Below are 23,397 nucleotides of genomic sequence, written 5' to 3' on the forward strand. Positions count from 1 at the left end.
GCGCAGTCATGCAACTCGAATACTTCCACATGATCGACCGCATCGTCGACCTCAAGGTCGATGAGAAGACGATCGTCGTCGAAGCGCAGGTCCCGAAGGAAAGCACCATCTTCGAGGGGCACTTCCCGGGTTATCCCTTGATGCCCGGCGTGCTCCTGATCGAATCGATGGCGCAGGCCTCGGGCTGGCTTCAGCTCGGCGTATTCAGGTTCGAGCGTATGCCGATCCTGGCCGCCGTGAAGGAGGCCAAGGTCCGCGGCTCGGTCTTCCCCGGCGATCTCATGAGCATCGAAGCGCGCCTCACCCATGAAGGCTCCGGCTATGCGATGACCGAAGCCAAGATCAGAGTCGGCGGCAAGCTGCGCGCCAATTCGGCGCTCACCTTCACGCTGATCCCCTTCCCCAATGCGGATATGCGCTCGCACATGGACGCGATCGCCAAGCGCGTCGGATTTCCGCAACAGGCCGTATCGACATGATTGACACTCCCGCTTCGAAGCCTGGCCAGACCGAGGTCTGGATCACCGGCATTGGCCTTGCGACCTCGCTCGGCGAGGGTCTGGACGCCAACTGGGCCGCGCTTCAGGAGAAGCGAATCAATGTCGACGAGAAGGGCTTTGCGCCCTACATCGTGCATCCGCTGATGCCCGTTGTCCTCGACAGCCAGATCCCGAAGAAGGGCGACCAGCGCCAGATGGAAGCCTGGCAGCGCATCGGCACCTACGCCGCAGGTCTTGCGCTCGATTCCGCCGGTATCAAGGGCAACAAGGACATCCTGTCGAAGATCGACATGGTCGTCGCCGCCGGCGGCGGAGAGCGCGATCTCAACGTCGACAGCGGCGTGCTGACGGCCGAGGCCAAGGGCGCCAACGCGCCCGGCTTCCTCAACGAGCGCTTGATGAGCGATCTCAGGCCGACGCTGTTTTTGGCCCAGCTCTCCAACCTGCTCGCCGGAAACATCGCCATCGTGCACGGCCTGGGAGGCACTTCGCGCACCTTCATGGGCGAAGAGGTCGCCGGCGCCGATGCCGCCCGCATTGCGCTTGCGCGCATCGCCTCGGGCGAAAGTGACATCGCGCTGGTCGGCGGCTCGCACAATGGCGAGCGCAAGGACCTGTTGGTCCTCTACGAATTCGGCGACTTCAACCTCAAGAACAGGTTCGCTCCCGTATGGGCGCGCAAGGACCACGCCGGCTTCGCGCTCGGCTCCGCCGGCGCCTTCCTGGTGCTGGAATCGAAGACGCATGCGCAAGCGCGCGGCGCAAAGCCGTTCGCCAAATTGTCCAGCGTCGTCGCGGACCTCGCCAAACGCAAGCGGCCCGGCGACATGGCCGCGACGCTGGAGAAGCTGTGGGCCAAGCTGCCGAAGCGCGAGGGCAAGGGCGCCATCATCACCGGAGCGACCGGTGCGGAGCCCGCGACCTCGGAAGAGCGCGGCTTCCTGAAGAGCCATGCCGACTTTCCGGTGCGCTCGACCGGCACGGCGTTCGGCCACGCCATGGAGACGCAATTCCCGCTCGGAATTGCGCTCGCTGCGCTGTCGATCTCGCGTGGTGCACTGTTCCCGCCGAACGATTCGACCGGCACCGAGATTGAAATGCAGGGTGCGCCCACCCAGATTGTGGTGGTGGGAGCTGGACACTGGCGCGGCGAAGGCATGGCGCTGGTCGAGGCAGTTTAGTTAGCTCAAGCGGGGATCGACATGACTGCAGCACGCGACAAATTCGGGCGCCCCGTCGTCGTCGTCACCGGCATGGGCATCTTGACGTCGCTCGGTGCCGGCAAGACCGACAATTGGGCGAAGCTCGTCGCCGGCGAATCCGGTATCCGCACCATCACGCGTTTTCCGATCGACGGCCTGAAGACCACGATGGCGGGCACGGTCGATTTCGTCAGCGTCGATCCGTTCTCCTCCACCGCCCTGTCCGAACGGATGGCCGAGATCGCGACGCAGGAAGCGCTGGAGCAGGCCGGCATCGGCGCCAAGGCCGATTTCCCCGGTCCCCTTTTTCTTGCCGTTGCGCCGGTCGAGGTGGAATGGCCGCAGCGTCGCGAACTGGGTCGCGCCGTCGGCCAGCTCGACATCAATTATGACGATCTGCTGCGCATTTCCGGCGGCGGCAAGTACAGCGCCTACCATCACCGCTTCATGTTCGGCTCGGTCGCCGCATCTCTCGCCGAGACGTTCGGCACCAAGGGGTCGCCGATCTCGCTGTCCACGGCCTGCGCCTCGGGTGCGACCTCGATCCAGCTCGGCGTCGAGGCGATCCGCCGCGGCGAGACCGATGCCGCGCTGTGCGTCGCGACCGACGGCACCGTGAACCCGGAAGCGCTGGTGCGCTTCTCGCTGCTGTCGGCGCTGTCGACCCAGAACGATCCGCCGCAGGCGGCCTCCCGCCCCTTCTCCAAGAACCGCGATGGTTTTGTGATGGCCGAAGGCGCCGGCGCACTGGTGCTCGAAAGCTACGAGGCGGCGACTGCGCGCGGCGCGAAGATCCTCGGCGTGATTGCCGGATGCGGCGAGCTCACCGATTCCTTCCATCGCACCCGCTCCTCGCCCGACGGCAAGCCGATCATCGGCTGCATGAACAAGACGCTGGCCGATGCCGGGATGACGCCGGACCAGATCGACCACATCAACGCGCACGGTACCTCGACACCCGAAAACGACAAGATGGAGTTCAACACGACATCAGCCGTATTCGGCGAGCTCGCGCAGAAGATTCCGGTCACCTCCAACAAGTCGATGGTCGGCCACACCATCTCGGCCGCCGGTGGGGTGGAGGCGATCTTCTCGCTGCTGACGCTCGAGCATCAGCGCATTCCGCCGACGATCAACTACGACAATCCTGATCCCGCGATCCTGTTCAACGTCGTCGGCAACAAGGCGCGCGACGCCCGCGTGACCGCGGTGATGTCGAATTCGTTCGGCTTCGGCGGTCAGAACGCCTCGCTGATCCTGACCCGCGAACCGGTCTGACCGGACGCATGTCGCTGCGTCCTGCGAGCATGAAGGCCCGCGCGCGGGAAGCCGCCAAGTCGCTCGGCGGAAGCCTGATCGGCGCGGCGACGGTCGCGATGCTGCGCACCACGCGCTATTTCGATCCGGTCAAGACCTCGGACTTCTTCGCGCGCACCGTGAAGCTGATCGGCCCGCGCCTGCGCGAGCACCGCATCGGCCGCGCCAATCTCACCGCCGCCTTTCCGGAGAAATCGCCGGAGGAGATCGACCGGATCCTGATGGGCGTCTGGGACAATCTCGGCCGCGTCGGCGCCGAGTTCGCCCATATCGACCACGTCTGGGATTACGATCGCGATGGCCCGGAGAAGAGTCGAATGGAGATCTCCCCGCGCAGCATCGAGCTGTTCGACCAGATCCGCGACGACGGCAAGCCGGCGCTGATCTTCGCCGCGCACCTTGCGAACTGGGAATTGCCCGCGCTCGCCGCCGTCGCGCATGGACTGGAAACGGCGATTCTCTATCGCCGCCCGAACATCGCCTCGGCCGACCGCATCATCCAGGAGATGCGCCAGGTCAACATGGGCACGCTGATCCCGGCCGGCCGCGACGCGCCGCTGCGGCTCGCGCAGGCGCTCAAGGACGGCAAGCATGTCGCCATGCTGATCGACCAGTATCTCACCGCCGGCGTCGAGGTCACCTTCTTCGGCCGCAAGACCCGCGCCAACCCGATGCTGGCGCGCCTCTTGCGCCAGGTCGAATGCCCGATCCACGGCGTCCGCATCATCCGCCTGCCCGACGGCCGCTTCCGCGGCGAGCTGACCGAAGAGATCCAGCCGGTGCGCGATGCTGATGGCAAGATCGACATCCAGGGCACCACGCAGGCGATCACGAGCGTCGTGGAAGGCTGGGTGCGCGAGCATCCCGAGCAGTGGCTGTGGCTGCATCGCAGGTGGCGGTAGCTCGCCGTCTGACGGGTGCCTTCTCTACCGCCCCGTCTTCACCTTGGTCCACAGCCGATTGATCACCCGCTGGGTCGCCGGCTCGCGCGCCGTGATGACGAACAGTTTTGCGAGCGTCGCCTCGTCCGGATAGATGTTCTTGTCGCCTAGGATCTTCGGGTCGACCACCTTCTGGCTGGCGAGATTGCCGCTCGCGTAGGACAGGAAGTCCGAGTTCTTTGCGGCAACCTCGGGGCGGTAGAGGTAGTTGATCAGCTCGTAGGCTTCCTTGACGTTCTTGGCATCCGCGGGGATCGCGAGATTGTCGAAGAACATCTGCGCCCCCTCCTTCGGAATGGCATAGCCGATCTCGATGCCACTCTTGGCTTCGGCCGCGCGGGCGCGGGCCTGCATGATGTCGCCGGACCAGCCGACCACGAAGCAGATCTCGCCGGTGGCAAGTGCGCTCAAATATTCGGACGAGTGGAACTTGCGCACGAAGGGACGGACTTTCGCGACGGCCTCGGCGGCCTTCTCGAGGTCCGCCTGCTTGGTCGAGTTCGGATCGAGCCCGAGCCAGCTCAGCGCCGCCGGAAAGATGTCGTCGGCGGAGTCGAGCATGTGCACGCCGCAATCTTTGAATTTGGCCAGGTTCTCCGGCTTGAAGACGATGTCCCAGCTGTCGATCTTCGCGTCCGGGCCGAGGATCTGCTTCACCTTGGCGACGTTGTAGCCGACGCCCGTCGTGCCCCACATGTAGTTGGCGGCGTAGACGTTGCCGGGATCGTAGATGCCGAGACGCTGCGTCACCACCGGCCAGGCATTGCTGAGGTTCGGCAGCTTCGACTTGTCGAGCTTCTGGAAGATGTTGGCCTTGATCTGACGCTGGAGGAAATACGCCGTGGGCACCACGACGTCGTAGCCGGACTTGCCGGCCATCAGGCGCGTCTCCAGGGTCTCGTTGGCATCGAAGGTGTCGTAGACCACCTTGATGCCGGTCTCCCTGGTGAAGGCCTCCAGGACACCCGGCGCCATGTAGTTGGACCAGTTGTAGAAGTTGACGACCCGCTCCTCGGCGCCGGCGGGCGCGGAGAGCAACGTCAGCGCTGCGGCGAATGCAAAACCAAGGCAAAGCTTGGCGCGGCCGACGTTCGTCATCCCTACCTCTTGCGCCCGCGCACCGCGTCCGACAGCCGTTCCAGCGCGGTGTCGAGCGTCTGGTCCTTCTTGGCAAAGCAGAACCGCACCACCGAAGTGACCGGATCCTGCTCGTAGAAGGCCGAGACCGGGATCGCCGCAACCTTGTAGTCTTTCACGATGCGCCAGCAGAATTCCGTGTCGCTCTCGTTGAGCCCGAGCGGTGACAGATCCACGGTGAGGAAGTAGGTGCCTTGCGACTTCAGTACGGGGAACCCGAGGCTCTCCAGCCCCCTGGTCAGGCGGTCCCTGCTCCGCGTCAGATCCTTGCGCATCGACAGGAAGTAGTCGTCGGACTTGCCGAGGCCGTAGGCGACGGCGGCCTGCAGGTTCGGCGCGGTGGTGAAGGTCAGGAACTGGTGCACCTTGGCGGCGACGCGCAGCAAGGGCGGTGCGGCGCAGACGAAGCCGATCTTCCAGCCGGTCAGCGAGAAGATCTTGCCGGCCGAGCCGACCTTGATTGTGCGCTCGCGCATGCCGGGAATGGTGATGAGCGGGACGTGCTTGTGCTCGTCGAAGGTGACGTGCTCCCAGACCTCGTCGCAGATCGCGATGACGTCGAACTCCTGGCAATAGCGCGCCAGCAGCTCGAGGTCTTCGCGCGGATAGACCACCGCGGACGGATTCAAGGGATTGTTGAACAGCACCGCCTTGGTCTTTGAATTGAAGACGCTTTTCAGCATGTCCTCATTCAGCCGCCAGTGCGGCGGCTCGAGACGGACCAGGCGCGGAATGCCGCCCGCCTGGCGGATGATGGGCAAATAGGAATCATAGACCGGCTGGAAGCAGACCACCTCGTCGCCGGGCTGGACCACCGCGAGGATCGCCGAGGTCAGCGCCTCGGTGCCGCCCGAGGTGACCATCACTTCGCTCATCGGATCGAGCGCAAGGCCGTGCCAGTGGCCATAATGGGTCGCGATTGCCTGGCGCAACTCCGGCAGGCCCATCATCGACGGGTACTGGTTGTAGCCGTTCAGCGAGGCCTCGGCCGCGGCGCGGCGGATGTCCTCCGGGCCGGGATCGTCGGGAAAGCCCTGGCCGAGATTGATGGCGTTGTTGTCGCGCGCGGCCTGCGACATCGCCTCGAAGATGGTGACGGGAAGGTCGGCAAAGACCTTGTTCAGGGACGAGCTTTTGGACATCGGGCCGATCAGCCGCCGACCTTGCTGGGGAGCCCCGCCGCCTTCCAGCCCAGCATGCCGCCGGCCAGATGCTTGTTGTAAGGAAGGCCCGCCGCCTGCGCCGCCAGCGAGGCCGTCACGGAGCGTTTTCCCGAGCGGCAGGCGAACACGACCTCCTTGCCGGCGGGATCGGGAATCGCCTTGGGATCGAAGGTCGAGAGCGGCACCACGACGCCGTAGGGATAGGCCTCGGCTTGAACCTCGTTCGGTTCGCGAACGTCGACGAGCAGATAGCGCCCTTCCGCGATACCCTTGGAAACCTCGTCCGGGGTCAGATCCTGTACTTGATTCGCCACATCATCCTCCAACGTCGCAGGCGCATGCCGGGCGACCCGGCCGGCGGCAACCTCGCCTCTCGGGAGGCGAAAATCAAGCGCTACAAAGGCTTGAGCCGCGCGGCGCAAGTTAAAGCTAAATCGCAGCGGCTTGAAGTCTGCTGCGAATCCCCGCCCTAGATGGTCACCTGCGTGCCGACCTCGACAACGCGGCCGGACGGGATCTGGAAATAGTCGGTGGCGTCGTTGGCGGAGCGGCTGAGCGAGATGAACAGCCGGTCCTGCCACCGCGGCATGCCGGAATGGACGGCGGGCTTCAGCGCCCGGCGCGACAGGAAGAACGAGGTCGACATGATGTCGAACTGCCAGCCCAGCTTGCGGGCGATCGCCAGCGCCTTCGGCACGTTGGGCGATTCCATGAAGCCGAACTTCAGCGTCACCTTGGAGAAGGTCGGTGAGATCTGCTCCAGCCTGACGCGCTCGGACGGATCGATGCGCGGGGTCTGCGCGGTCTCGATGGTGAGAATGACGTTCTTCTCGTGCAGCACCTTGTAGTGCTTCAGGCTGTGCATCAGCGCGGTCGGCGCGCTGATTGGGTCCGAGGTGAGGAATACCGCGGTTCCCGGCACGCGCTGGGGCGGCCGCTTCTCCAGCATGGCGACGAGGTCGGCGAGCGGGAACTCGAGCTTGCGCGACTTCTCGAACAAGAGCCGGCTGCCGCGCCGCCACGTGTACATCAGGATGATCATGAGCGCGCCAAGCGCCAGCGGCACCCAGCCGCCCTCGAACACCTTGAGCAGGTTGGCGGAGAGGAAGGTCAGGTCGAGGAACAGGAATGGCGCAATGAGAGCGGCGGCGGCGAATGGCGACCACCGCCAGACCTTCCAGATCACGACAAAGCCCATCATGGCCGTGACCACCATGGTGCCGGTGACCGAGATGCCGTAGGCCGAGGCCAGGGCGCTGGAGGAGCGGAACATGAGCACCAGCAGCACCACCGCAACCAAAAGCAATTGGTTGATGCGCGGGATGAAGATCTGGCCGGAATGGGCTTCCGACGTATGGCGAATTTCAAAGCGCGGCAGCAGGCCGAGCTGGATCGCCTGCCGCGTCAGCGAATAGGCGCCGGTGATGACCGCCTGGCTTGCGATCACGGTCGCCATGGTCGCCAGCACGACCATGCAGCCGCGGACAAAACCTTGCGGAAAGAGCTGGAAGAACGGGCTGACGATCGCGCCGGGATCGGCGAGCACCAGCGCCCCCTGCCCCAGATAGTTCAGCGCCAGCGACGGCAGCACGATGAACAGCCAGGCGGTCTGGATCGGCCGCTTGCCGAAATGGCCGAGGTCGGCATAGAGCGCCTCGGCGCCGGTCACGGCCAGGAACACCGCGCCCAGCGTCACGAAGCCGATCAGGCCGTGATGGAGCATGAAGGACACGGCATAGAGCGGGTTCAGCGCGTACAGCACCTGCGGCTGCTCGATGATCGGATGGATCGCCGCCAGCGCGAGCACCGCGAACCAGACACACATGATCGGGCCGAAAAAGGCGGCAACGCGCGCCGTGCCGCGGGACTGCACCGCGAACAGAGCGACCAGGATCACCACGGTCAGCGGAACGATGTAAGGCTCGAACTTCAGAGTGACGTCCTTCATGCCTTCGATCGCCGACAGCACCGAGAGGGCCGGCGTAATCACGGCATCGCCGTAAAACAACGCTCCGGAAATGATGCCGAGCAGCGCGATGGTCGTGCTGCCGGCGCCCACCGCGCGCTGGGCCAGCGCCATCAGCGCCAGCGTGCCGCCCTCGCCGTTGTTGTCGGCGCGGAGCAGGATCACGACATATTTGAGCGTCACCACGATGATGAGCGCCCACAGGATCAGGGAGAGCACACCGAGCACGGCCGCAGCCGTCGGCAGGCCGTCGTGCCCGGAAGCCGCCGTCACCGCCTCGCGGAACGCGTAGAGCGGACTGGTGCCGATATCGCCATAGACGACGCCGATGCTGCCGAGCGTCAGCGCACCGAAACCGGCGGTGGTGTGGGCCTCACCATGCCCATTGACCGCCGCCGTTTCCGGGGCGGTAATCGCTGCGTCGTTTGTCATGGGAGAGCCCAGTGGCCTCTAAAAATGCTTCACTGCACAACGGCGGAGGAGCGCGCGGCTTATAGTCCTGCGCTGTCAGCATAGCCTAGCCCGTTTTCGGGCCCTGGTCATGCAAATCTGCATGACTCGCATAGTTGCGGTTAGATGGTGACTTGGGTTCCGACTTCAACCACCCGCCCGGTGGGAATCTGGAAATAGTCGGTGGCGTCATTGGCGGACCGGCTGAGCGCGATGAATAAATGGTCCTGCCACAGCGGCATGCCCGATTGCGCCGAGGCCTTCAGCGATCTCCGCGACACGAAGAACGACGTCGACATGATGTCGAACTGCCAGCCCTGTTTGCGCGCGATGGCGAGCGCCTTCGGCACGTTCGGCTGCTCCATATAACCGAAGCGCAGACGGACCTTGGAGAACTTGTCGCTGATCTTCTCCATCCTGAACCGCTCCGACAGATCGACCCGCGGCGTATGCGCGGTCTCGATGGTCAGGATGACGTTGTGCTCGTGCAGCACCTTGTTGTGCTTGAGATTGTGCAGCAGCGCGGTCGGCACGAAGGCGGGATCGCTGGTGAGGAACACCGCCGTGCCCTTGACGATATGCGGCGGCCGCTTCTCCAGGCTGCGGATCAGATCGTCCAGCGGCACCTCGATCCGTCGCGTCTTCTGGATCAGAATTGCGGAGCCCTTGCGCCAGGTCCAGATCGTCCCTGCCATGACGACGCCGAACAGCAGCGGCACCCAGGCGCCTTCGAGCAGCTTGAGCAGGTTGGCGCTGAAGAAGCTCAAATCGACGATGACGAAGGGGACGATCACGGCCGCGGCCGTCGCCGCACGCCAGTTCCACAACTTCCAGATCACGACGAAGCCCATGATGCCGTCGGCGACCATGGTGGTGGAGACCGCAATGCCGTAGGCAGAGGCCAGATTGCTGGGGGTGTGGAACAGCAGCACCAGCAGCATCACGCCGATCAGCAGCAGGCGGTTCACGCGCGGCAGATAGATCTGGCCCGCGTGGGATTCGGAGGTGTAACGCACCTCGAAACGCGGCAGCAGCCCGAGCTGTACAGCCTGGTAGACCAGCGAATAGGCGCCGGTGATCACCGCCTGGCTCGCGATCACGGTTGCGGCAGTCGCAAGTCCGACCAGCGGCAGCACCAGGCTCTCGGGCACCATGCGATAAAAGGAGTGTTCGATCGCGCTGGGATCGGACAGCACCAGTGCGCCCTGCCCGAAATAGTTGATCAGAAGCGCGGGCAGCACGAAGAACATCCAGGCCGACTGGATCGGCTTGCGGCCGAAATGGCCGAGATCGGCATAAAGCGCCTCGCCGCCCGTCACCGCCAGGAACACGGCGCCGAGTGTCACGAGGCCGATCACGCCGTGCGACAGCACGAACTGCACCGCATAATAGGGATTGATCGCCGCCAGCACGGAAGGGTCGTCGGCGATGTGGACGGCCCCCATCACGGCGATGACGGTGAACCAGACCACCATCACCGGCCCGAAGGCCGAGGCGACCAATGCGGTTCCCTTGCTCTGGACAGCGAACAGCAGCACCAGGATGAGGACGGTGAGCGGCACGACATAGTGCTCGAGCGCGGGGGTCGCGAGTTTGAGGCCCTGAACCGCCGAGAGGACCGAGATCGCCGGCGTGATCATGGAATCGCCGATGAACATGGAGGCGCCGACCACACCGAGCGCGAGCAGGACCCAGCTCCGCCGCCCGAGCGCGCGCTGGCCGAGGGCCATCAGCGAGAGCGTGCCGCCCTCCCCGTTGTTGTCGGCGCGCAGCAGCAGCAGGACGTATTTGGCGGTGACGACGATCAGCAGCGCCCACAGGATCAGCGAGAGCACGCCCAGCACGATGACCCGCGAGACCGGCTCGCCGTGGGCCGCGCCCTTGACGGCCTCGTGAAATGCGTAAAGCGGCGAGGTGCCGATATCCCCGAAGACGACGCCGATGCTCCCGAGCGTAAGGGCCCAAAAGCCTGATGTGACCGGCTGCCCGTCCTGGGTCTCGGTCGATGTGATGCTCGCCGTCATGGGGGTGAGAAACGCTTCGTCCCTGAATTTGATCCGGCGCCTATTGACGCTTCCGTCGCGCCTGTCAATCGGTCCAGCACCATAGCAGGCGCCGCGGCAGAAGCTGTGACGCCGTGGCAACGTTCATCGCCAGAGCGACGACATGCCTCAGGTAGAATGGTAGCGCAAGGGGTTACGGCTTCAGATTCGGCGGCAGCGGCGGATCTTCACGCATCAGGGTGATGGTCACCCGACGGTTGGCCGCGAGCGAGGGATCGTCCGGAAACAGGGGCTGGGTATCCGCCTTGCCCGAGACGGCGAAAATATGCGACGGCGGCAGACCTTCGCGTTCAAGGATCTGGCGCACGGCGTTGGCGCGGTCGGCCGACAGATCGAAGGCGCCGTAGTCGCTGCGGGTCGGTACAAATCCTGCCGCGGTGTGGCCGGCGATGGATACGCGCAGCGGCGTGGCCTTGAGCGGAATCGCAAGCTTCTCGATCAGACGCCGGGTACGGTCATAGGGCACCTTGGAGCCGTCGGCGAACATCGAGCGGCCGTCCTGGTCGACGATCTCCAGGTTGAGGCCCTGCTTGGTCTCCTCGAACATGATGTGCTTGGACATCTCGGTCAGTTCCGGCATGTCCTGCAACGCCTGGCGCAGCGAGGCCGCGGCCAGCGCGAAATTGCGGTCGACCTTGATCTTCGCGCCGGACGTCTTGTCGCGGTCTTCCTGGTCCGGCGTCGGCGTGTTGGAGGCATCCTCGGGCTGGATGTGGTCGACATTCTTCAGCCGCGGACGGGTCGGCAGGCCGTCGGACTCGACGATGCCGGAGTAGCGCGCTTCGCTCTGAACACCGAACGCCTCGCGCATCGAGCCCGCGACGATCTTCAGCTTGTTGGCGTCCTGCGTGGAGAACGCAACCAGCATCACGAAAAACGCCAGCAGCAGCGCCATCAGGTCGGCGAAGGTCACGAACCAGCCGTGACCGCCGCCGTGAGCATCGCCGCGCTTCTTCTTGGCCATCTCTCAAATCCCGGCGCGCGGCCTTACGCCGGCACCGGCTCTCCCTCGGTGTGACGATGCTTCTCAGGCAGATAGGCCAGCAGCATTTCGCGCACGAGCGTCGGGCTCTTGGAATCGCGGATCATCAGGATGCCGTCGATGATCAAGGTGCGGTTCGTTTCTTCGTCGAGCAGCTTGCCATGCAGCTTGTCGGCGATCGGCAAACAGATCAGGTTGGCGACAACCGCGCCATACAGCGTCGCCAGCAGGGCGGTGGCCATGAACGGGCCGAGCTTGGAAGGGTCCGACATGTTGGAGAACATCTGCACCATGCCGAGCAGCGTGCCGATCATGCCGAACGCCGGAGCGCAGTCGCCGACGGCGCGATAGATCTTGCTGCCTTCGTCGAGATGCATCAGGAAATTGTCGCGGTCGCGCTCCAGATTGTCGCGAATGAAATCGAGGTCGTAGCCGTCGGCGACGTAGCGGATACCCTTGGCGAGGAACGGCTCGTCGGTCTCGACCTTTTCCAGTCCGACCGGGCCCTGCTTGCGAGCGATTTCCGCGATGCGGGCGAGTTCGTCGACGAGATCGTGAGCCGAAAGGCGGCTTAGGGTGAAGGCAAACTTTGCGCCGAGCGGCACGCCGTGGATCATCGCGGACAATGGAAAGCGGATCATCGTTGCGGCGAACGAACCGCCGAAGATGACGATCACGGCGTGGATGTCGTAAAACATCCCGAAGCTGCCGCCCATCAAGATCAGCGTCGACACAACAGTGGCGCCCGCGGCCAGGCCGACAAGTGTTGCGATATCCATTATCGACTCCAACGCGTACGCGACAACGGCCGTCCTGGCCGCTGGTGCGGCCCGACCCCGAACCGCACCGGAAACCCTAGAGCGCCGCCCTTAAAGCCGCGTAAAGGTTAAGTCCGGACAGTGTGCTGCATGCCACAGCGCCCGCTGCGATTGACGTCCGGCGACAGGAACTTCAACACTTCGCTAACCATTGGCGGGGCGCGCCACGCCGCCACATCGGCTGCGGCCCTCCGCCACATCGTGACCAGGGATCGATTGGTGTCTGATACTGGCGCGGCATGCTCGATTGCGGGAGCCATCGCCATGTTGACGCTGTTCGGTCTTCTCACCGCGCTGCCCGCGGTGCTGGCGCTCCACCTGCTGGAGCCGGAACTCGTCCTGCCGGCTTTCAGCCTCGTGCTCTTTGCCGAGGCCGCCTTCGCGGTGATGGCAGCGCGCTTGATTCACCTCCCGGACAATGCGGAGGGTATCACGCTATGGGACCTTGCCGGCGGCTTCACCCTGATCGGATGCGCCGCCGCAGTGTTCGGCGAGCCGGATCAGGCGGTCCTGTTTCTGACGGAACAAGGCGACCCACGGCCATCACGGCCGTAGGTCATTCGATTGCCGTCTAGTGAATCTCCGCCGAGCGCTTCAGCGCGGCCTTCAGCTTCTCCAGCGAGAAGTCGGGGCTGCGGGCGATCTCCAGGATCGGCGTCTCGCGGCGGCCGCACAGTTCCGCGGCTTCCGGCAGCTTTGCCGCGACGTCGAGCGGGATCACGATGGCACCGTGCCGGTCGGCGTGGATGAGATCATCGGACTTCACGGTCATGCCGGCGACGCGCACTTCGCCGCCAAAGCTTTCCGCATGCACCCAGGCATGCGACGGGCCGATCGAGCCGGCCAGCGCCTGGAAGCCCGGGGCCCATTGCGGGATGTCGCGGATCGAGCCGTCGGTGATGACGCCGAGGCAGCCGAGCGCCTTGTGCACGTTGCTCTGCACCTCGCCCCAGAATGCGCCGTAGCCGACATCGGGGCCGTCGATGTCCTGGATCACCGAGATCCGCGGGCCATGGCCGGTGCCGACATATTCGTAATAGTCGATGCGGCGCTTCGACTGTTCCTCGGCCGGGAGCGACGATTTCAGCACCGAGCGGATCGCAACCGTGCGGGCGTAGCCGACGATCGGCGGCAGGTCGGGGAACGGACAGACCAGCGGTTTCGTGGTGTAGCCGATCAGGCGCCGCTCGGGCGCCACGATCTCCATGGCATTGCAGATCGTCGGCGTGTCATAACGGCCCAGCGCCTCGATGACGGAAGCGGGCAGCGGCCCGGTCGCGGAATTGGTCACGGCGTTCTCTCCCAGATTGGCGGCGGCTGATTGCGCGATGCCGCCGGCACAGGGGCGATATAGCCGAGATCGGGCCTCCACCCAACTCAGGCAGGCCTCATGGCAGATATCCGCGAGGAGCGCTCAGTGCAGACGTCCGGGCCGGTCGTCCTCGTGCGCCGGCTCCGACAGATTCGACAGCGTCGGCGCCGAAGTCGGTGACGGGACCTCGCCACCCGCCGGCGCGGCAGCTTCCATCGCGCGCGCCTGATCGCGATAGGATTTGTAGCCGAGCGGCAGGCAGAGCAGATAGAGCACCGTGCCGATCGACAGCACGTGCCAGGGATAGGCGATCAAGAGCGCGATGAAGACGATCACGGCGACGAACGCCGGCAGCACCAGCTCCGGCGGCACGCGCATGCGCTTGGTCTTGCCCGAGAACACCGGCAGGCGCGACACCATCAGAAACGCGATCAGAAGCGTATAGGCCGCCGTCACCGCCGCAGGGATCCGGCCAAGCTCGAGGAACGCGATGTAGATCGGCAGCAGCACCGTGATGGCGCCGGCGGGCGCCGGCACGCCGGTGAAGAAATTGGCCGCGAAGGCCGGCTTGTTCGGATCATCCATGGTGGCGTTGAAGCGCGCCAGCCGCAGGCCGCCGGAGATCGCGAACACCATCGCGGCGATCCAGCCGGCATTGCCGAGCTCGTGCAGCTGCCAGAAGTACAGCATCAGGCCGGGCGCCACCCCGAAATTGACGAAATCGGCGAGGCTGTCGAGTTCGGCGCCGAACTTGGACTGGCCCTTGATCATGCGCGCGATGCGGCCGTCGATGCCGTCGAGCGCGGCCGCGAACACGATGGCGTAGACGGCGAGCGTCATCCGCCCCTCGATCGACAGCCGGATCGAGGTCAGGCCGGCGCAGATCGCCAGCAGCGTGATGACGTTGGGCACCAGCATCCGCACCGGGATCGGTCGAAACCGCCGGCGGCGCACATCGGGATCTTTGAAGTCATAGGGCGTCATTGCTCACCTCGAGGCGAGATATAGCAAGCCGCGCCCCCCTCCGCCATTGCGGCGGAAGGCCCACAAGCACGACTATTGGTCAATTGGCGCGGTAGGCGCGGCTTGGGTCTTCGCTGGCAAGGTCGGCCAGGATCGTCTCTCCGGCGATCGCGGTCTGCCCTTCGGAGACCAGCGCCCTGGTGCCCACGGGCAAATAGACGTCGAGGCGGGAGCCGAAGCGGATCAGGCCGAAGCGCTCGCCGGCACCGATCGCCTGCCCTTCCTTGACGAAGCAGACGATGCGCTTGGCGACGAGGCCGGCGATCTGAACCACGCCGATCCGCGCCGTCGGCGTCGTGATGACCAGCGAGTTGCGCTCATTGTCCTCGCTCGCCTTGTCGAGCTCGGCGTTGATGAAGAGGCCGGGCCGATAGGCGATGCGATCCACCCTGCCCGCCACGGGCGCGCGGTTCACGTGGCAGTTGAACACGCTCATGAACACCGAAATGCGCGGCAGCGGCCGGTCGCCGAGCCCGAGCTCGGCCGGGGGCAGCGCCATGGTGATCATCGAAACGCGGCCGTCGGCGGGCGACACCACCAGCCCGTCACGCACGGGCGTCACGCGGACGGGGTCGCGGAAGAACAGCGCGCACCACACGGTCAGGATCGTGCCGATCCACCCCAGCGGCGACCACAGCCAGAACAGGACCAGGCTTGCGAGCGCGAAGCCACCGATGAAGGGATAGCCCTCCTTGTGGATCGGCGGGATCTGGCGCTGGATCGAATCGAGAATGGACATCGCTATCTGCCGCTCGGGGTTAATGGCACGGGTCGTCGCGCGCGCTTGTTTAGGCCAGAGTTGGGACCGGAGACAAGGTCAGTCGACCGCCGCAGGCGTCGTCAGGATGTCATCGACCGGCGGCGGCTCCCGGTTGGGCGCCGCGCTGGTGTCGGCCATCTTGGCCAGTTTCTCGCGTGCCGCCTCGGCCTCGCGCTGCCTGTTCCACATGCTGGCATAGAGGCCGCCCTGCGCGAGCAGTTTGGCGTGGGTGCCACGCTCGGCGATGCGGCCCTGGTCGAGCACGATGATCTCGTCGGCGCCGACGATGGTCGAAAGCCGGTGCGCGATCACCAGCGAGGTGCGGTTCTTCGCCACGCGCTCGAGCGCACCCTGGATCTCGTGCTCGGTGTGGGTGTCGAGCGCCGAGGTCGCTTCGTCCAGCACCAGGATCGGCGGCGCCTTGAGCACCGTGCGCGCGATCGCGACGCGCTGCTTCTCGCCGCCCGACAGCTTCAGGCCGCGCTCGCCGACCTGGGTCTCGTAACCCTTCGGCGCCATGCGGATGAAATGGTCGATCTGCGCAAGGCGCGCCGCCTCCTCGACCTCGGTATCGGTCGCATCCCAGCGGCCGTAGCGGATGTTGTAGCGGATGGTGTCGTTGAACAGCACGGTGTCTTGCGGCACCATGCCGATCGATGCCCGCAAGCTCGCCTGCGTGACGTCGCGGATGTCCTGGCCGTCGATCAGGATCTTGCCGCCGGAGACGTCATACAGGCGGAACAGCAGCCGCGAGATGGTCGACTTGCCTGCGCCCGACGGGCCGACGATGGCGACGGTCTTCCCGGCCGGCACCTCGAAGCTGATGCCTTTCAGGATCGGGCGCGCCGGCTCGTAGGCAAAGCGCACGTCCTCGAAGCGCACGATGCCCGCGGAGATGACCAGCGGCTTCGCGCCAGGCGCATCCTTGATCTCGGCCTCGCGGCCCAGCACATTGAACATCTTCTCGATGTCGATGATCGCCTGCTTGATCTCGCGATAGACCATGCCCATGAAGTTCAGGGGCTGGTAGAGCTGGATCATCATGGCGTTGACCAGCACGAAATCGCCGACGGTGTTGGTGCCGTTGCGCACGCCGATCGCGCACATCAGCATGGTCGCGGTCAGGCCCAGCGTGAAGATCACTGCCTGGCCGGTGTTGAGCACCGCGAGCGACGTATAGGTGCGGACGCTCGCCTCCTCGTAGCGCTCCACCGATTTGTCGTAGCGCTGCGCCTCACGCGCCTCGGCGCTGAAATATTTGACGGTCTCGTAGTTGAGCAGCGAGTCGATCGCCTTGGTGTTCGCCTCGGTGTCGGAATCGTTCATCTTGCGGCGGATGCCGATCCGCCACTCGGTCGCGATGTAGGTGTAGTACATGTAGAGCGCGACCGTGATCAGGGTCACGACCACGTAACGCCAGTCGAACTGCCAGAGCAGCACCGCCAGCAGCAGCGTGACCTCGACGATGGTCGGGATCAGCTGCAGGATCACCATGCGCACGATGACCTCGATGCCCTCGCGGCCGCGCTCGAGCACGCGCGTCAGGCCGCCGGTCTTGCGCTCGAGGTGAAAGCGCAGCGACAGCTCGTGCATGTGAATGAAGGTGATGGTGGCGAGCTTGCGCACCGCATGCATGGCGACGCGGGCGAAGATGCCGTCGCGCCATTGCGTCAGCACCGCCATCAGGATGCGCATCACGCCATAGCTTGCAGTCAGCAGCAATGGCGAGGCGATCACCCAGAGATGCCAGTTATCGGGCTGCACCGGCGCGGTGTTGGCGCCGGTCAGCGCATCCGTCGCCCATTTGAAGCTGAACGGCACGGCCAGCGTGATCAGCTTGGCGGCGAGCAGCAGCACCAGCGACCAGACCACCCGCATCTTCAAATCGGAGCGATCGCCCGGCCAGATATAGGGCCACAGATGCGCCAGCGTGCCCATCAGCGTGGCCCCGGCCTGCGGTCCTCCGGCGGGAGGATCAGGAACGTCGGCGCCGTCGAGCGATTGAGGTTGGACCATCAAGAAACCTGAAAAGCCCGCCGGATGCGGGCGAAACTGCGATTAACGATTTTCGTCCGTCATATAGAGCCTTCCCGATGCCCGCGCACCCCGCCAGATGGCGAATCTTTGATTGTTTATCGTCATTTACCGGTAGATTCCCGGGAGTATCAAATCACCGATTGGGCTTGACGCCTGTTCGTTGCAATGCATCATGGCACCAATGAGCACGATCAAAACCGTCTGCGTCTATTGCGGCTCCGGCCCAGGAACCAATCCCCGCTTCGCCGAAGGCGCCAAGGCGTTCGGCAAGGCGCTCGCCGAAAACAACATCCGATTGGTCTATGGCGGCGGCTCGCTCGGTCTGATGGGTGCGGTCGCGACCTCCGTGCTCGACCACGGCGGCACCGTCACCGGCATCATTCCCGACTTCCTGCGGATGCGCGAGAACGCGCTGACGCGGGTGCAGGAGATGATCGTCACTCCCGACATGCACGAGCGCAAGCGCCTGATGTTCGAACGCTCCGACGCCTTCGTGGCGCTGCCGGGCGGCGTCGGCACGCTGGAGGAGCTGGTCGAGCAGATGACCTGGAAGCAGCTCGGCCGTCACGCCAAGCCGGTGCTGCTCGCCAACATCGACAATTTCTGGGAGCCGCTGTTCTCGCTGCTGTCGCACATGCGTCAGACCGAGTTCATCCGCGCGGGCCTTTCGATCGACGTCCTCAAGGCCGATCGCGTCGAGGACATTCTGCCGAAGCTGAAGGCGGCAGTTGCCCAGCTGGCCGAAGCGGAAAAGCAGCTCGCCCCGGAAATGGCGCGCAAGCTGTAAGGCTCTACTCCGCCGGAAACGTCACCGCCTCGATCCGGTTGCCGTCGGGATCGGTGATGAAGGCTGCGTAATAGCGCACGCGGTCGTGCGGGCGGATGCCGGGCGCGCCGTCGGAGCCACCGCCGGCCGACAGCGCTGCGGCGTGAAACGCATCCACTTCGCTCGTCGTCTTCGCCCGCAGGCAGATGTGCACGCCGCTCTCCGGCGGCACACGCCGCATGCCTTCGCGCAAGTTGATCCAGAACTCCGGATAGGCCTTGCCAAAACCGACCGTGCGCGGCCGCGTGACGAGACGCGTGAGGCCGAGCGATGCGAGCGTCGTCTCGTAGAACTTTGCGGCGCGTTCGAGATCGCTGACCCCGACGGAGATGTGGTCGATCATTGGTTCGCTCCCCCTCTCTTCCCCGTCATTGCGAGGCGCGAGGCGACGAAGCAATCCAGACTGTTTCCGCGGACGACTCCGGATTGCTTCGCTTCGCTCGCAATGACGACTGGTTACGCACCGCCGTCCCTTACGCCGGCGCTCCCGACTTCACGAGCTTGTAGATCACCGAATCCATCAACGCCTGGAAGGAGGCGTCGATGATGTTCGGGGAGACGCCGACCGTGGTCCAGCGGTCGCCGTTCTCGTCCTCGCTCTCGATCAGAACGCGCGTGACCGCGCCGGTGCCGCCGTTGAGGATACGGACGCGATAGTCGATCAGCTTCAACCCCTCGATGTATTTCTGGTACTTGCCGAGGTCCTTGCGCAGGGCAACGTCGAGCGCATTGACGGGGCCGTTGCCTTCGGCCGCCGAGATCAGATGCTCGCCGGCGACGTCGACCTTGACCACCGCGAGCGCCACCGTGACGCGTTCCCCCAGCGCGTTGTAGCGTTGCTCGACATTGACGTCGAACTGCTCGACCTCGAAATAATGCGGCACCTTGCCGAGCGTGCGGCGCGCCAGGAGCTCGAACGAGGCATTGGCAGATTCATAGGCGTAGCCCGCTGCCTCGCGCGCCTTCAACTCCTCGACGAGGCGCGTCAGCTTCGGATCGCTCTTCTCGTAAGGGATGCCGGCGCGATCGAGCTCGGCGATGACATTGGAGCGGCCGGCCTGGTCGGACACCAACACCTTGCGGTGGTTGCCGACCAGCTCCGGCAACACGTGCTCGTAGGTCTGCGGATCCTTCAGCACGGCGGAGGCATGGATGCCGGTCTTGGTGACGAAGGCGCTCTCGCCGACGTAAGGAGCATGCCGGTTCGGCACGCGGTTGAGCATGTCGTCGAGCGTGCGCGAGACCTTGACGAGCGTCGCCAGCTTCTCCGCGGTGACGCCGATCTCGAAGGCGTCGGCAAACCCCGTCTTCAATTTCAGCGTTGGGATCAGCGAGCAGAGATTGGCATTGCCGCAGCGCTCGCCGAGACCGTTCAGCGTGCCCTGGATCTGCCGCGCGCCGGCGCGCACCGCGGCCAGCGAATTGGCCACCGCCTGCTCGGTGTCGTTGTGGGCGTGGATGCCGACATGATCACCGGGAATGTGCTTCGTCACCTCGGCGACAATGGCCTCGATCTCGTTCGGCATGGTGCCGCCGTTGGTGTCGCACAGCACCACCCAGCGCGCGCCGGCCTCATAAGCCGCCTTGGCGCAGGCCAGCGCGAAGCTCGGGTCCTCCTTGTAGCCGTCGAAGAAATGTTCGCAGTCGAGCATCACCTCGCGGCCGGCGGCCTTCGCGGCGGCGACGCTGTCGCGGATCGAGGCGAGGTTCTCCTCCTTCGTCGTCTCCAGCGCGACGCGCACCTGATAGGCCGAGGATTTTGCCACGAAGCAGATCGCGTCCGCCTTCGCCTCCAGCAGCCCGGCGACGCCGGGGTCGTTGGAGACCGAGCGCCCTGACCGGCGCGTCATGCCGAACGCAGTAAAGCGCGCATGATTGAGCTTCGGCTTGGCCGCGAAGAATTCGCTGTCGAGCGGATTGGCGCCGGGATAGCCGCCCTCGACATAGTCGATGCCGAGATCGTCGAGCATCGCCGCGATGACCTGCTTGTCTTCAAGCGTGAAATCGACGCCGTTGGTCTGCGCCCCGTCGCGCAGCGTGGTGTCGAACAGATAGAGGCGCTCCTTCTTTGCCGAGTTCATCGCGAGCGTCCGTTCTTGTTGCCTCCCCCCTTGTGGGGGAGGTCGGCGTCACGCAGTGACGCCGGGAGGGGGGTGCCACACGGGCGGTCTGAGCGCGAGGCCACCCCCCTCCCCAACCCTGCCCCACAAGGGGGAAGAGAGCGGAGAGAGGCTCGCGCTTGGTGAACAAGCTGCTTGCTCATTGCACCGCTCCGAGCGTCTTCTTCATCGTGGTGTTGGCGAGCCACTCGTCGTTGATGGTGACGCTGTTGCGCTGCTGGGCTGTGTAGCCGCGCTTGGCGAAGAAGCCCTGCGCGTTGTCGCTGGCATCGACCGAGAGACTCGTCGCGCCGCGGCTGCCTGCGAGCTTCTCCAGCGCGTCCACCAGCATGGTCGCGATGCCCTGCCCGGCCACTGCCGGATGGACATAGAGCATGCGGATGTGATCGTTGCCGCGCAACGAGGCAAAGCCGACCGGCGAGCCCTCGAGCGTCGCGATCAGCGTCAGGTCGGCCGCAAGCCGCTTGCCGAACTCTTCGTCTTCGGCCGCCTCCATCCAGGCTTCCTGCTGCGCCTCGCTATAGTCATCGCCGGTCAGCTCCTCGATGCTGGCGGTGAAGATCGCGGCGAGCACCGGCAAGTCGTCAGGCAGGAAGGGCCTCAGGGCGGGCTTCGGCAAACTCTGTCCCATCGTCTTCACCACATCCCATAGAGCTTGAGCACCAGCGCCAGGGCGCCGGCAAGCAGCGCGATCTTCAGCGCGATGTAATAGAGCCAGTGCCGCGGGAAAGGCGTGTCGGGCCGCTTCATCGCGCGATCTCCCAGGTCGTGCCTTCCTTGGAGTCCTTGATCGCAACGCCCATCGCGGCGAGCAGATCGCGGATACGGTCGGATTCCCTGAAGTCCTTGCGGCTACGGGCGGCCGTCCGCTCCGCGATCAGGCGCTCGATTTCCGTGGCATCGACGCCGCTCGCCTGCTGCTTGCGCCCCTCCCACTGCGCCGCGCTCTCGGCCAGGAATCCGAGCAGCCGCAACGAGCCCGACAATGCAGCGGCATCGCCACGCAGGCCGTGCAGGGCCGTGATCGCCTGCGGCGTGTTGAGGTCATCGAGCAGCGGCTCGATCACGGATGCGGCCGGCGCTGTGGGCGCGACATCGGCGGCGACGCGATACCAGTCATCGAGCGTCTTGGCGCTCTCCTCCAGCGACTTCATGGTCCAGTCGATCGGCGAACGATACTGCGTCTTCAGCATGTTCAGCCGAAGCACCTCGCCCGGCCAGTCCGCCAGCAGCTCATGGATGGTGATGAAGTTGCCGAGACTCTTCGACATCTTCTCGCCCTCCACCTGGAGGAAGCCATTGTGCATCCAAATGTTCGCCATGCGCTCGCTGTGGAAGGCGCAGCAGGTCTGCGCCACCTCGTTCTCGTGATGCGGAAACACGAGATCGATGCCGCCGCCGTGAATGTCGAAATGCTCGCCGAGATGCTTCCAGGCCATGGCCGAGCACTCGATATGCCAGCCGGGGCGCCCCTGCGCGGCGATACCGGCCGGCGAAGGCCATGAGGGCTCGCCGGGCTTGGACGGCTTCCACAACACGAAGTCGGTGCTATCCTTCTTGTAGGGCGCGACATCGACGCGGGCGCCGGCGATCATCTCGTCCAGCGAGCGATTGGACAGCGCGCCGTAGCGCGGCAGCACCGAATTGGCGGCGTTCATCGCCTGCGGCGAGAACAGCACATGGTCCTCGGCGACGTAGGCAAAGCCACCGGCGACCAGCCTCTCGATGATCTCGCGCATCTCGCCGATATGCTCGGTCGCACGCGGCTCGACGGTCGGCCGCAAGCAGCCAAGCGCATCGACGTCGGCATGAAACTGCTCTCCGGTCTGTTCGGTGACCTTGCGAATGGCCTCGTTCAGCGGCAGGCCGGGGAAATCCCGCGCGGCGCGGTCGTTGATCTTGTCGTCGACGTCGGTGATGTTGCGGACATATTTGACATGCGCTTCGCCGTAGAGGTGGCGCAGCAGCCGAAACAGCACGTCGAACACGATCACCGGCCGCGCATTGCCGATATGGGCGAAGTCATAGACGGTCGGTCCGCAGACATACATGCGGACGTTGTTCGCATCGAGCGGCACAAAGGTCCGCTTTTCCCGGCTCAGCGTATCGTAAAGACGCAATTCCATGGCAACCCATCCCTCTCGGCCGGGCGTCCAAGGCTCTCAATGCATTTGAGAAAAGACGGCTCCAGCCAGCGAATCGCTAGCTCGTAATCTCGCGGCAAATGGCGCAGATGGCGAGGAGACCGTTCATGGGCGACATATGGGCTATGAGGCGGCCCCACGTCAAGAGAGCCGCGAAAACGCCGTTTTATCTCCGCAAAGGGCGCGGCTCGCCCTGATGGTTCACGATCCCCTAACCATTTGAGGCCATTCTGGAACCGGCGGTTCCTTCTTTTTTTGCCCCGGTATTTTCATGCGATCTGCACGCGCGCTCATTTTCAGCGCCTCCATCCTTGCGGCATCCAGCGCGTTCGCCGAGACCCGCGTCTTCATCATCGCCAACCAGGCGGATGGCCATGGCAGCGGCCAGTGCCTGGCCAGGGGCGAGCCATGCGGCGCCTCCGTCGCGCGCACCTATTGCCAGTCACGAGATTTTGCAAAGGCATCGAGCTATCGCCGGGTCGATCCCGACGAAATTACCGGCTCTGTCCCCAAAACTGGCGCAAACTGCTCTCAAGGCCGTTGCGACGAATATGTCGCAATCACCTGCCAGCGCTGAATTCGCTCGGAGCTGGCGGACCTTAGGCCCAATCATTGGCCCTTGAAACGACGTGACGA

At 64.8% G+C, this 23,397-nt stretch carries 22 protein-coding genes; 7 read left to right on the forward strand and 15 right to left on the reverse strand.

The window, feature by feature from the left end:
• Window positions 1-8: 8 nt before the first annotated feature.
• The 4 genes from XH96_RS23695 to XH96_RS23710 are packed head-to-tail and all read left to right on the forward strand — an operon-like array spanning window position 9 to window position 3,921.
• Window positions 9-479 (forward strand): 3-hydroxyacyl-ACP dehydratase FabZ family protein, encoded by a 471-nt coding sequence (locus tag XH96_RS23695; RefSeq protein WP_194387900.1) that lies wholly within the window; start codon window positions 9-11, stop codon window positions 477-479.
• Window positions 476-1,681 (forward strand): beta-ketoacyl-ACP synthase, encoded by a 1,206-nt coding sequence (locus XH96_RS23700; RefSeq protein ID WP_194387901.1) that lies wholly within the window; start codon window positions 476-478, stop codon window positions 1,679-1,681. The genes XH96_RS23695 and XH96_RS23700 overlap by 4 nt, the downstream gene beginning before the upstream one ends.
• A 21-nt stretch (window positions 1,682-1,702) precedes the next feature.
• Window positions 1,703-2,980 (forward strand): beta-ketoacyl-ACP synthase, encoded by a 1,278-nt coding sequence (locus tag XH96_RS23705; RefSeq protein WP_028178562.1) that lies wholly within the window; start codon window positions 1,703-1,705, stop codon window positions 2,978-2,980.
• Between the two features lie 8 nt (window positions 2,981-2,988).
• Window positions 2,989-3,921: a lipid A biosynthesis lauroyl acyltransferase gene (locus XH96_RS23710; RefSeq protein WP_194387902.1), complete on the forward strand. Its 933-nt coding sequence runs from the start codon at window positions 2,989-2,991 to the stop codon at window positions 3,919-3,921.
• A gap of 24 nt (window positions 3,922-3,945) precedes the next feature.
• Here the strand turns inward: XH96_RS23710 and XH96_RS23715 are convergent, their stop codons facing one another.
• The 7 genes from XH96_RS23715 to XH96_RS23745 form a co-directional block, all read right to left on the reverse strand.
• Window positions 3,946-5,058 carry a polyamine ABC transporter substrate-binding protein gene (locus XH96_RS23715; RefSeq protein ID WP_194387903.1) on the reverse strand — a complete coding sequence of 371 codons (1,113 nt, stop codon included), beginning with the start codon at window positions 5,056-5,058 and terminating at the stop codon, window positions 3,946-3,948.
• Between the two features lie 2 nt (window positions 5,059-5,060).
• The gene (locus XH96_RS23720; RefSeq protein WP_194387904.1) at window positions 5,061-6,239 is read right to left on the reverse strand and encodes an aminotransferase; all 1,179 of its coding nucleotides are present in this window, start codon (window positions 6,237-6,239) and stop codon (window positions 5,061-5,063) included.
• Between the two features lie 8 nt (window positions 6,240-6,247).
• Window positions 6,248-6,574, reverse strand: a complete 327-nt coding sequence (locus XH96_RS23725; RefSeq protein WP_194387905.1) for a rhodanese-like domain-containing protein — start codon at window positions 6,572-6,574, stop codon at window positions 6,248-6,250.
• 155 nt (window positions 6,575-6,729) lie between these two features.
• Complete coding sequence (locus tag XH96_RS23730; RefSeq protein ID WP_194387906.1) at window positions 6,730-8,658, reverse strand: potassium transporter Kup; 1,929 nt, start codon at window positions 8,656-8,658, stop codon at window positions 6,730-6,732.
• 140 nt (window positions 8,659-8,798) lie between these two features.
• Entirely contained in the window at window positions 8,799-10,700 is a 1,902-nt protein-coding gene (locus XH96_RS23735; protein ID WP_061877698.1) for a potassium transporter Kup, read from the reverse strand.
• 172 nt (window positions 10,701-10,872) lie between these two features.
• Window positions 10,873-11,703, reverse strand: a complete 831-nt coding sequence (locus XH96_RS23740; RefSeq protein ID WP_131874557.1) for a flagellar motor protein MotB — start codon at window positions 11,701-11,703, stop codon at window positions 10,873-10,875.
• 23 nt (window positions 11,704-11,726) lie between these two features.
• Entirely contained in the window at window positions 11,727-12,500 is a 774-nt protein-coding gene (locus XH96_RS23745; RefSeq protein ID WP_061877700.1) for a motility protein A, read from the reverse strand.
• 303 nt (window positions 12,501-12,803) lie between these two features.
• Between XH96_RS23745 and XH96_RS23750 the strand changes: the two genes are divergently transcribed.
• Entirely contained in the window at window positions 12,804-13,094 is a 291-nt protein-coding gene (locus tag XH96_RS23750) for a hypothetical protein (protein WP_028179974.1), read from the forward strand.
• 16 nt (window positions 13,095-13,110) lie between these two features.
• On the opposite strand, the gene XH96_RS23755 is transcribed toward XH96_RS23750, so the two are convergent.
• The 4 genes from XH96_RS23755 to XH96_RS23770 form a co-directional block, all read right to left on the reverse strand.
• Entirely contained in the window at window positions 13,111-13,830 is a 720-nt protein-coding gene (locus XH96_RS23755; protein ID WP_194387907.1) for an RraA family protein, read from the reverse strand.
• 123 nt (window positions 13,831-13,953) lie between these two features.
• The gene (locus XH96_RS23760; RefSeq protein WP_194387908.1) at window positions 13,954-14,835 is read right to left on the reverse strand and encodes a phosphatidylcholine/phosphatidylserine synthase; all 882 of its coding nucleotides are present in this window, start codon (window positions 14,833-14,835) and stop codon (window positions 13,954-13,956) included.
• A gap of 79 nt (window positions 14,836-14,914) precedes the next feature.
• Entirely contained in the window at window positions 14,915-15,613 is a 699-nt protein-coding gene (locus XH96_RS23765; RefSeq protein WP_194387909.1) for a phosphatidylserine decarboxylase, read from the reverse strand.
• A 78-nt stretch (window positions 15,614-15,691) separates the two neighbouring features.
• Window positions 15,692-17,650, reverse strand: coding sequence for an ABC transporter ATP-binding protein/permease (locus XH96_RS23770; RefSeq protein ID WP_194387910.1), 1,959 nt, complete (start codon window positions 17,648-17,650; stop codon window positions 15,692-15,694).
• Window positions 17,651-17,852: 202 nt separating this feature from the next.
• Here XH96_RS23770 and XH96_RS23775 point away from each other — a divergent pair, with 202 nt between their 5' ends.
• Window positions 17,853-18,458, forward strand: coding sequence for a TIGR00730 family Rossman fold protein (locus XH96_RS23775; protein ID WP_028179969.1), 606 nt, complete (start codon window positions 17,853-17,855; stop codon window positions 18,456-18,458).
• A gap of 4 nt (window positions 18,459-18,462) precedes the next feature.
• Here XH96_RS23775 and XH96_RS23780 read toward each other — a convergent pair whose 3' ends face one another.
• The 4 genes from XH96_RS23780 to cysS form a co-directional block, all read right to left on the reverse strand.
• Window positions 18,463-18,840: a VOC family protein gene (locus XH96_RS23780; RefSeq protein ID WP_194387911.1), complete on the reverse strand. Its 378-nt coding sequence runs from the start codon at window positions 18,838-18,840 to the stop codon at window positions 18,463-18,465.
• Between the two features lie 130 nt (window positions 18,841-18,970).
• The gene (cimA, locus tag XH96_RS23785; protein ID WP_194387912.1) at window positions 18,971-20,578 is read right to left on the reverse strand and encodes a citramalate synthase; all 1,608 of its coding nucleotides are present in this window, start codon (window positions 20,576-20,578) and stop codon (window positions 18,971-18,973) included.
• A 178-nt stretch (window positions 20,579-20,756) separates the two neighbouring features.
• Window positions 20,757-21,248 carry a GNAT family N-acetyltransferase gene (locus XH96_RS23790; RefSeq protein ID WP_194387913.1) on the reverse strand — a complete coding sequence of 164 codons (492 nt, stop codon included), beginning with the start codon at window positions 21,246-21,248 and terminating at the stop codon, window positions 20,757-20,759.
• A 115-nt stretch (window positions 21,249-21,363) separates the two neighbouring features.
• The gene (cysS, locus tag XH96_RS23795) at window positions 21,364-22,743 is read right to left on the reverse strand and encodes a cysteine--tRNA ligase (RefSeq protein WP_194387914.1); all 1,380 of its coding nucleotides are present in this window, start codon (window positions 22,741-22,743) and stop codon (window positions 21,364-21,366) included.
• 289 nt (window positions 22,744-23,032) lie between these two features.
• On the opposite strand from cysS, the gene XH96_RS23800 reads away from it, so the two are divergent.
• On the forward strand, window positions 23,033-23,338 hold the full coding sequence (locus XH96_RS23800) for a hypothetical protein (RefSeq protein ID WP_194387915.1): 306 nt from the start codon (window positions 23,033-23,035) through the stop codon (window positions 23,336-23,338).
• The last annotated feature ends 59 nt before the right edge of the window (window positions 23,339-23,397 follow it).

It is taken from the genome of Bradyrhizobium sp. CCBAU 51765, assembly GCF_015291725.1.
Classification (GTDB): Bacteria; Pseudomonadota; Alphaproteobacteria; order Rhizobiales; family Xanthobacteraceae; genus Bradyrhizobium; species Bradyrhizobium liaoningense.